The 9,931-nt window shown below is 65.1% G+C and carries 8 protein-coding genes and 1 pseudogene; 2 read left to right on the forward strand and 7 right to left on the reverse strand.

Translation table 11 applies throughout. The features are described 5' to 3' along the window. Positions 1–18: 18 nt before the first annotated feature. Positions 19–1,677, forward strand: a complete 1,659-nt coding sequence (locus tag AC0L2A_RS07030) for an FAD-binding dehydrogenase (RefSeq protein WP_473608076.1) — start codon at positions 19–21, stop codon at positions 1,675–1,677. 5 nt (positions 1,678–1,682) lie between these two features. On the opposite strand, the gene AC0L2A_RS07035 is transcribed toward AC0L2A_RS07030, so the two are convergent. The 7 genes from AC0L2A_RS07035 to bcoG all read right to left on the reverse strand — a co-directional run bounded on the left by AC0L2A_RS07035 (position 1,683) and on the right by bcoG (position 9,508). Next, a complete protein-coding gene (locus tag AC0L2A_RS07035; protein ID WP_473608078.1) occupies positions 1,683–2,624 on the reverse strand; it encodes an alpha/beta hydrolase in 942 nt (313 codons plus the stop codon). A 219-nt stretch (positions 2,625–2,843) separates the two neighbouring features. Continuing rightward, positions 2,844–3,626: a carnitinyl-CoA dehydratase gene (locus tag AC0L2A_RS07040; protein WP_473608079.1), complete on the reverse strand. Its 783-nt coding sequence runs from the start codon at positions 3,624–3,626 to the stop codon at positions 2,844–2,846. Then, positions 3,619–5,697 (reverse strand): acetate--CoA ligase family protein, encoded by a 2,079-nt coding sequence (locus tag AC0L2A_RS07045; protein ID WP_473608080.1) that lies wholly within the window; start codon positions 5,695–5,697, stop codon positions 3,619–3,621. The genes AC0L2A_RS07040 and AC0L2A_RS07045 overlap by 8 nt, the downstream gene beginning before the upstream one ends. A gap of 3 nt (positions 5,698–5,700) precedes the next feature. Further along, entirely contained in the window at positions 5,701–6,864 is a 1,164-nt protein-coding gene (locus tag AC0L2A_RS07050; RefSeq protein WP_473608082.1) for an acyl-CoA dehydrogenase family protein, read from the reverse strand. Positions 6,865–6,868: 4 nt separating this feature from the next. Then, a complete protein-coding gene (locus tag AC0L2A_RS07055) occupies positions 6,869–7,942 on the reverse strand; it encodes a 3-hydroxyacyl-CoA dehydrogenase NAD-binding domain-containing protein (RefSeq protein ID WP_128182507.1) in 1,074 nt (357 codons plus the stop codon). After that, positions 7,939–8,568 (reverse strand): HD domain-containing protein, encoded by a 630-nt coding sequence (locus AC0L2A_RS07060; RefSeq protein WP_473608083.1) that lies wholly within the window; start codon positions 8,566–8,568, stop codon positions 7,939–7,941. Before AC0L2A_RS07060 ends, AC0L2A_RS07055 begins: the two co-directional genes overlap by 4 nt. Positions 8,569–8,596: 28 nt before the next feature. Further along, entirely contained in the window at positions 8,597–9,508 is a 912-nt protein-coding gene (gene bcoG / locus AC0L2A_RS07065; protein WP_473608084.1) for a 3-dehydrocarnitine:acetyl-CoA trimethylamine transferase BcoG, read from the reverse strand. A 111-nt stretch (positions 9,509–9,619) separates the two neighbouring features. Between bcoG and AC0L2A_RS07070 the strand changes: the two are divergent. Beyond that, positions 9,620–9,931, forward strand: a pseudogene (locus AC0L2A_RS07070) (hypothetical protein); the annotation flags it as partial.

Genomic DNA, 9,931 nt, shown 5'->3' on the forward strand with positions numbered 1-9,931 from the left:
CAAGCCGGGGAGGAGAAAGTGGCTGACGATGCGGATGTGATCATTGTCGGCGCCGGCCTTGCCGGGCTCGTCGCGGCGGCCGAGCTGGCCGAGGCCGGCAAGAAGACCATCGTTGTCGACCAGGAGCCTGAACAGTCGCTCGGCGGCCAGGCGTTCTGGTCGCTTGGCGGCATCTTCCTCGTCGATTCGCCCGAGCAGCGGCGCATGCGCATCCGCGATTCGCATGATCTGGCGCTCGAGGACTGGCTTGGCACCGCCGCCTTCGACCGTGCGGAAGATTTTTGGCCGCGCCGCTGGGCCGAGGCCTATGTCGGCTTCGCCGCCGGCGAGAAGCGCTCCTGGCTGACGCAGCACGGCATGAAGTTCTTCCCAATCGTCGGCTGGGCCGAGCGCGGCGGCGGCAACGCCGTCGGCCACGGCAATTCGGTGCCGCGCTTTCACGTCACCTGGGGCACCGGGCCGGGCGTGCTCGACCCGTTCGTACGGCGCGTGCGCGAGGCCGAGAATAGCGGGCTGATCCGCTTCAAATTCCGCCACCGGGTCAACGAACTGACGCGGACAGGCGCCGTCGTGAATGGCGTGCGCGGCGACATGCTTGAGCCGAGCGATGTCGAGCGCGGCCGCAGGAGTTCGCGCGACATCGCCGGCGACTTCGAGTTCAAGGCGCAAGCGGTCATCGTCGCCTCCGGCGGCATCGGCGGCAATCCCGAGCTTGTCCGTAAAAACTGGCCGCAGCGGCTCGGCACGCCGCCCAAGTGCATGATCTCTGGCGTTCCCGACCATGTCGACGGCCGCATGCTGGCGATCACCGAACAGGCCGGCGGCAGCATCATCAACCGCGACCGCATGTGGCACTATGTCGAAGGCATCAGGAACTGGGCGCCGCTCTGGACCGACCATGCAATCCGCATCCTGCCCGGCCCGTCGTCGCTGTGGCTCGACGCCCGCGGCAAGCGCCTGCCGGTCCCGCTCTATCCCGGCTTCGACACGCTGGGCACGCTCAGCCACATCATGAGCACCGGCTTCGATTATTCCTGGTTCATCCTGACCAAAAAGATCATCCAGAAGGAGTTCGCGCTGTCGGGCTCCGAGCAGAACCCCGACCTCACCGGAAAAAGCTGGCGCCAGGTGCTTGGCCGCGCCACATCGGGCGTTCCCGGTCCGGTAAAGGCGTTCATGGAGAAGGGCGAGGATTTCATCGTCGAGCCTGATTTGCCGGCGCTGGTCGCCCGCATGAACGCGCTTGTCGGCGGCGAGCCGCTGCTCGAACTGGCGCAGGTCGAGCACGAAATCCGCGCCCGTGACCGGCAGCTCGACAATCCGTTCTCCAAGGATATGCAGATCACCGCCTTGCGCGGCGCCCGAGCCTATCTCGGCGACCGGCTGATCCGCACGGCCAAGCCGCACAAGATGCTCGACCCTGCCAATGGGCCGCTGATCGCGGTCAGGCTCAACATCCTGACCCGCAAGACGCTGGGCGGCTTGCAGACCGATCTCGACAGCCGTGTCCTGGGTAGCGATGGCCAGCCGGTCGAGGGATTGTACGCGGTCGGCGAAGCCGCCGGTTTCGGCGGCGGCGGCATGCATGGCTATGCGGCGCTGGAAGGGACGTTTCTTGGCGGCTGCATTTTTTCAGGCCGCGGCGCCGGCCGGGCGGCGTCGCGGGCAGTGGGGTAGGACCCTCACCAGATCCATTCGCCGCGTCCCAGAGCCGATACCGCGTCGACGATCCGGGTAAAGCTCGAGCGCGCACGACCGACCGTGTGCCGGCCTCTGAGATAGCCATGCACCAGTCCCGGCTCTTCGAACCAGTAGGCGTGACCCTCCTCCGCGACGAGGCGGTCGCGATAGGCCTCGCCGTCTGACGACAGCGGGTCGCATTGGGCGGTGATCAGCACAGTCGGCGGCAGATTGGCAAAATCGGCATCGGCCAGCGGCGACAGCGTGAGATCGCCGGTGCGGTCTTCGCCGCCGGTCCTGATATTCGTGTAGAAATCGAGGTCGCGGACCGTCAGCATCGGCGCCTCGGCATGGGTCACGTAAGAGCCTTGCGAGCGGTCGCCGCCAAGGCCGGGATAGATCAGCACCTGGCCGATCGGCCTTCGTGCATGGCCGCGCGTCGCATGGCTGACCGCGGCGGCAAGATTGCCGCCGGCGCTGTCGCCGCAAAGCAGGATCGGGCGCTTGTAGGTCGTCGCCGCCCATTCGAAGGCGCTGATGGCATCGTCGAAGCCGGCCGGATGCAGATGTTCCGGCGCCAGCCGGTAATCGACCGAAACCAGCTCATAGCCGGTGCGGCTGCAAAGCTCGGCACAGAGGTCGTCATGGCTGTCGAGCCCGCCAAGGATAAAACCGCCGCCATGGAAATAAAGCACCATCGCCGCCGCTTCCGGCGCGGGTGTGCGGTAGATGCGGATCGGGATGGGATGCGAAGGCGTGGCAATGGCGGTGGTCTCCGCCGTAACGTTGTCTGGGTGGCCGGCAGAGAATTCACGGCACATGCGGTCGTAGATGTCGCGCTGCTGATCGATCGTGTAGTCGATCGCATCAGGCGGAAAATAGGAATTGGTCCGCTCGATGAAGGCCCAGGTCTCGGCGTCGATGAGCTTTTTGTAGTCGGTCATGGACGCTGACCGGATCGCAACGAATTCGCCCAGGCACCCCCCTCTGGCCTGCCGGCCATCTCCCCCGCAAGGGGGGAGATCGGCAGCTTCACCTGCGGCGCTCTTCTTGCAGCGTTGACGATTGGCGAAAGCAGAAATGACATCCAATCTCCCCCCTTGCGGGGGAGATGCCCGGCAGGGCAGAGGGGGGTGTGAAGGAACGCCATCATCTCAGCAGTGTCACTTCCCTTTCCACACCGGGTCGCGCTTTTCGGCGAAGGCGCGAAAACCTTCGAGATTGTCCTCCGAGCCGTACAGTGCGTCAACCGTCGGCAATTGGCGGCGCGTCACCCGGTTCATCGCGTCCTGGAAGGTGAGCGCTTCGGCAACCCGCGCCGTCTCCTTGATCGCGGCAAAGACCAGCGGCGGACCGCCGGCCAGCAGCCGGGCGATCTCCCAGACGCGATCCTCGAGCTTCTCCTTGGGCAGCACCTCGTTGACCAGACCCCAGCGATGCGCTTCGGCGACATCCATCCAGCGGCCGGTGAGCAAAAGGTCCATGGCGACATGATAGGGAATGCGCTTCGGCAGCTTGATCGTCGCTGCATCGGCCAGCGTGCCGGCGCGAATTTCCGGCAGCGCAAAGGAGGAGTGATCCGACGCGTAGATGAGGTCGCACGACAGCGCCAGCTCGAAGCCGCCGCCGACCGCCATGCCATTGACGCAGGCGATGACCGGCTTGTTGAGATCGCGCAGTTCCTGCAGTCCGCCGAACCCGCCGACGCCATAGTCGCCATCGACCGCATCGCCGCCGGCCGCGGCTTTCAGGTCCCAGCCGGCGCAGAAGAACTTGTCGCCGGCAGTCTTGACGATGGCGACCCGCAGATCCGGATCGTCGCGGAACGCCTTGAAGGTCTCACCCATCAGCCGCGAGGTGTTGAGGTCGATGGCATTGGCCTTGGGCCGATCGAGCGTGACTTCGAGGATCGTGCCCTCGCGGCGGGTGGTGATGACGTCAGACATTCTTGTTTTCTCCAAGCACCAGCAGCGCGTCGGCGATCCAAGCGCCTTTGCCTTGCGCGCAGACGATCAGCGGGTTGATGTCGAGCTCCTCGATCTCGCCGGCATTTTGCTGCACGAAGGCGGCAATGCCTGATATCGCTTCAATGGCCGCCGCGAGATCGGCCTTGGGCCGGCCGCGATAGCCTTCGAGCAGCGGGAACAATTTTAGCCCGCGCAATGCCGCCTCGATGTCGTCGCGGGTCGCCGGCAGCATCAGCGTGACGCTGTCGCGCAGCAGCTCGACCAGCACGCCGCCGGTGCCCAGCGTCATCACCGCGCCGAACATCGGGTCACGGGTGAAGCCGACGAGCAGCTCGGCGACGCCGTCGCGCACCATGCGCTCGACATAGAGGCCGGTGCCGAGCGCATCGAGATCATGGGCGGCCGTGCTGACGGATTCGGCGTCCCTGAGGTTGAGCCGAACCGCGTCAAGCTCGGATTTGTGGGTGACGCCCAAAGCCTTCAGCGCCACCGGAAAACCGAGCGCCATCGAGGAGATGACCGCCTCGACCGCATTGCCGGCGCGTTCACCCCTCGGCACGGGGAGCCCAGCCTCGATCAGCCGCGCTTTCGCCTCGGCCTCATCAGGCGTGACATGGTCGCCGGCCGGCGCCCCGGAAGCGGAGGTGTCGATCGGCTGCGCCTGCGGCTCGCGCCAGGCCCAGCCGATGAAGGCGGCCGCCTGGGCGGCGTCCATGGCTTCGGAAATGCCGAACAACGGCACCATGCCGCGTCCCATCAGGCCGGCGGTGTATTCCTCGGGCAGGTTTTCCGGCAGCGAGGAGACGATTGCGCCCTGCGCCTTGTTGGTCTTCAGCGCCGATTCGAAGGCGCGCAGCGTCGTCCACCAGTCGGTGTCGGAGCAGCGGTCGGGGCGCGGGAAATCGAGCACCAGCATATTGAGGTCGAAGCCGCCCGACACCATCGCGGTGAAGGTGGCGGTCATCGCCGGCTCGTTGTTCCAGATGAAGGTGTGGTAGTCGAGCGGATTGGCCACCGCAACCAGCGGCCCGAGCGTCGATTTGACGTGGGCGCGGTGGGTGTCGGTCAGCGCCGGGAAGTTGACCCAGCGGCCTTCGGCGCTGTCGGCCATGACAGACGCCTCGCCGCCCGAACAGCTCATCGACGACAGCCGGTAGCCGGGCAGGGGACCGGTGACGTGCAGCAGCTTCAGGGCCTCGATGAAGGCCGGGATGGAATCGACGCGGGCTATGCCGAGCCGCTTCAGGAAGGCGCCCGAGGCAGCGTCCGAGCCGGCCAGCGACGCGGTATGCGACACCGTTGCTTGCCGCGCCTGCTCGGAGCGGCCAACCTTCATGGCGATGATCGGTTTCTTCAGCTCTCGCGCCCGCGCGGCCAGCCTTTCGAATCCGGCTACCGAATCGAACGCCTCGATATGCAGGCCGAGCGAAGTGACCCGATCGTCCTCGATCAGGCCGAGCGCCATTTCCGAAAGGCCGGTCTGTGCCTGGTTGCCGGCGGTCATCAGGAAGGCGATCGGCAGGCCGCGCTTCTGCATCGTCATGTTGATGGCGATGTTCGACGACTGGGTGATGATGGCGACCCCGCGGCCACCCTCGGCAAGCCTGATGCCGCCATGCTGGTCGGGCCATAAAAGCGCGCCGTCGGCATAATTGATCAGGCCGTAGCAGTTCGGCCCGATGATCGGCATCTGGCCCGCCGCAGCGACCAGTTCCGCCTGCAATCGCTCGCCATGCTCGTCATAAGCCTCGGTCTCGAGAAAACCGGCGGCAAAGCAGACGGCGCCGCCGGCACCGCGCTCGGCCAGCGCCTTGACCACCTCGATCGTCAAATGCCGGTTGACGCCGACAAAGGCCGCGTCCGGCGCGCCGGGCAGGTCGGCCACCGAGCGGTAGGCCTTGCGGGCGGCGACTTCATCCTTGGTCGGGTGCACCGGCCAGATCTCGCCGGCAAAGCCCATCTTGATCGACTGCGCGACGACGGCGGCGGCCTGCGCGCCGCCGAACACGGCGATCGTTCGCGGGCGCAAGAGGCGCTCAAGTTTGTGCATTTATCAGCCCCCGAACGGGCGCAGCAGCGCCCGTGAAATGATGTGGCGCTGGATTTCCGACGTGCCTTCCCAGATGCGCTCGACGCGGGCGTCGCGCCAGATGCGCTCCAGCGGCAGATCATCCATCAGCCCCATGCCGCCATGGATCTGGATCGCCTCGTCGGCGACGAAGGCAAGCATTTCGGTGGCCTTCAGCTTGGCCATGGCCATGTCCTGATCGGTGACGGTGCCCTGATCGTACTTCCAGCCGGCTTCGAACACCATCAGGTCGGCCGCTTTCAGTTCGGTCGCCATATCGGCAAGCTTGAATGAAACGCCCTGGAACTTGCCGATCTGCTGGCCGAACTGCTGGCGTTGCGCGGCGTATTCGATCGCATGGCCAAGCGCCCGCTCGGCCCGGCCGAGACAGGTGGCGCCGACCTGCAGGCGGGTTGCACCAAGCCACGAATTGGCGACGTCGAAACCCTTGTGGACCTCGCCCAGAACCTGGGCTCCGGGCAGCCGGCAATCGTCGAATTCGAGGATGGCGTTGGTGTAACCGCGGTGCGAGACGTTGCGGTAGCCGTCACGCACCGTAAAACCCTTGGTGCCCTTGTCGACGAAGAAGGCGGTGATCTTCTTGCGTTTTCCACGCGGCGTCTCCTCTTCGCCCGAAGCCATGAAGACGATGGCGAAGTCGGCAAGATCGGCGTGGCTGATGAAGTGCTTGGTGCCGTTCAGCACCCAGTCGTCGCCATCCTGCACGGCGGTCGCCTTCATGCCGCGCAGATCGGAGCCGGCACCCGGCTCGGTCATCGCCAGGCAATCCCATTTCTCGCCGCGAATGCAGGGATAGAGATACTTTTCGCGCTGCTCCGGCGTGCCGGCCAAGAGGATGTTGGATGGCCGCGCCACGCAGGTCCAGTGCAGTGCGTAATTGGCGCGGCCGAGCTCCTTCTCGTAAAGCAGCCAGGTCACCGTATCGAGGCCGGCGCCACCGACCTCCGCAGGCATGTTGGCGGCATAGAGCCCGGCTTCGATCGCCTTGGCCTTGATCTCCTCGATCAGCTCGCGCCGCAGCGCGCCGGTGCGCTCGACCTCGCGCTCATGCGGGTAAAGCTCGTTCTCGACGAAGGTGCGCGTCGTCTCGACGATCAGTTTCTGTTCCTCGGAGAGGCCAAAATCCATGGTCTCAGCCTTTCTTCTTTTTCTTCGGCTTTTCGGCCTTGGCCTTCTCGGCCGCCTTGGAGGCGGTGGGCTTCTTCGCCGCAAGCTTGGCGAGCTGCTTGGTATAGTCCTTGTGCAAGGCGCCGGCGCCCCAGCCCCTGCCTTTGTTCTGCTTCGACAGCGCATCCATGATGGCGACCAGATTGTCGTCGCGGATCTTTTCGAGCTCGCGGATCGACAGGCCATCCGCCTGATCGTCCGACTGCGTGGCGATCAGGTCGACCAGTTCGTCGTTGAACTCCGGCACATCCATCAGCTTGGTCCACGGCCATTTCAGGCACGGCCCGAACTGCGCCATGAAATGGCGCATGCCGGCCTCGCCGCCGGCGACGCGGTAGACCTGGAACATGCCCATCTGCGCCCAGCGCAGGCCGAAGCCATAGCGCATGATGTCGTCGAGTTCCTCGACCGTGCAGATGCCGTCCTTGATCAGCCACAGCGCCTCGCGCCATGCCGCCTCCAGCAGGCGGTCGCCGACGAACGCCTCGATCTCCTTGCGGATCACCACCGGTTTCATGCCGATCGAGGCGTACATCTCCTTGGCGACCTCGATCGCCTCGGGAAAGGTCTGCTCGCCGCCGACGATCTCGACCAGCGGAAGCAAATAGACCGGGTTGAATGGATGGCCGACGACCAGCCGTTCCGGATGCTTCTTCATCGCCACCTGCATGTCGGTCGGCTTGATGCCGGAGGTCGAGGAGCCGACGATGGCATTGGCCGGCGCATAGAGGTCGATCTCGGCCAGCACGCGGTGTTTCAGGTCGAGCCGTTCCGGCACGCTTTCCTGGATGAAATCGGCATCGGCGACGGCGTCGGCAATGGTCTTGGCAAAGGTCAATTTGCCTTCTTTTGGCAGGCCGTCGGGCAGCATCTGCTTGTAGGCGCGGCGCGCGCCTTTCATCACTTCGCCGACCTTGCGCGCGGCTTCGGGGTCGGGATCGAAAATCGACACGTCGATGCCGTTCAAGAGCAGCCGCGCCACCCAGCCGGCGCCGATGACGCCGCCGCCGATTGCAGCTGCCTTGGTGATGATGCTCATGCGGAGGCTCCGGTTCTTGTCCTGGCTTTTTCCAGGTCGATGAGAGGCACGCGCTCGCCGGCGCGGATCACGGTGGGGTCATAGGCCCTGCGCGCAAACACCTCGAGCACGAATGGCCGGAAGAAGTCGATCGGCAACGTCTCGTAGTCGGGGTCGAAGCTCGACTGGTCCCAGCGCTCACAGAACTGGTCGCAATCGTCGAAATAAAGGTGGCCGGCGAAACGGTCGCGCGCATGCGGATTGCCGCCGAGATGGTGGGCGTAATAGAGGCGCTGGAAGTCGCCGTGCTTTTCCACAACCCAGGTGCACTGCTCGCGCACGAAAGGTTTTAGAACCGAAGCTGCATATTCGTCGTGATTGTACGGTGCGTAGACGTCGCCGATGTCGTGCAGTAGCGCGCAGACGATCCAGTCGGTGTCGGCGCCGTCGCGCCATGCGCGCGTCGCCGCCTGCAGCGAATGGCCGAGCCGGGTGATCTGGTAGCCGGACAGGCCTTCGTCGAGTTGGACAAGCGCGTCAAGCAGCCGTTCGCCGGTCTTCGCCGCATAGTCGATCTCGTGCTCGGTGAGGAACGCGTAATCGTCGCGGTCGCCATCCTTCATTGCGGTGAATTTCACGGTCTTCATCGGCGGCTTCTCCCTACCGATTGCTTGTTCAAAGCGGTGCGCGCTTCGTCAAATTGAGCTTCTTGCGCACTTCATCGGGGCCGATGACCCTTGCGCCCATGTTCGACACGATGCTGACCGCCCGCTCGACCAGCTGCGCATTGGTTCCCAGCACGCCCTTGTCGAGCCAGAGATTGTCCTCGAGCCCGACGCGGACATTGCCGCCGGCCAGCACCGCGGCGGCGGCATAGGCCATCTGGTTGCGGCCGATGGAGAACGCCGACCAGGTCCAACCCGACGGCACATTGTTGACCATCGCCATAAAAGTGTTGAGATCGTCCGGCGCGCCCCATGGCACGCCCATGCACAATTGCACGAGAGCATCCGGGTCCAGCACCTTTTCCTCGACCAGTTGCTTGGCAAACCACAGATGGCCGGTGTCGAAGGCCTCGATCTCCGGCTTGACGCCAAGCGCCGTCATCATGCCGCCCATGGCGCGCAGCATGCCTGGCGTGTTGGTCATGACATAGTCGGCCTCGGCGAAATTCATGGTGCCGCAGTCGAGCGTGCAGATCTCCGGCAGGCACTGGCGCACATGCTCCACGCGGTTGGTGGCGCCGCCCATATCGGTGGCTTTCTCGTTCAGCGGCAGCGGGTTTTCTGGCGAGCCGAACACCATGTCGCCGCCCATGCCGGCGGTCAGGTTCAGCACCACGTCGACGTCTGCCGCACGGATGCGCTCGGTCACTTCGCGATAAAGCTGCACGTCGCGGCGCGGCCTGCCGGTTTCGGGGTCGCGCACATGGCAGTGAACGATCGCCGCACCCGCCTTTGCCGCGTCGATGGCGGAATCGGCGATCTGCTTGGGCGAGCGCGGCACATGTTGGCTGCGGTCTTGCGAGCTGCCGGACCCGGTTATGGCACAGGTAATGAAGACCTCACGGTTCATCGCAAGCGGCATCGACTTTTCTCCCAATCAGCACAGATGGTCCCGATCAAACATGGGCCCAATCGAACAGATGGCAACAATGCCTGACTTGCCGGAAACTGTTTTGCATTTTACGAAGTGCGTATGATCAAAAACGAAAAGTCGTCGATCTTTCGCGCCGAACGGTTGCCGCTCAAGGTGACGCTGCTGGTGTTTTCCGGGTCGTCGATCATGTGTGTGGCCTCGGCCGTCGATCCGCTGCGCGCCGCCAACCGTATTGCCGGCGAGACGCTGTTCGATTTCAGGCTGGTTTCGGTGACCGGCGAAGCGCCGGTCGCCCCCAACCGCCCACCCGCACCACAGGTGGGGGCGCCCCCCCCGGCGAGGGGGGGGGGGGCGGGGGGGGGCGCCCCCCCCGGACCACCGGGCGGGGGGCCCGCCGCGACCTCGCCGCGG

This window comes from Mesorhizobium sp. WSM4844, assembly GCF_055811775.1.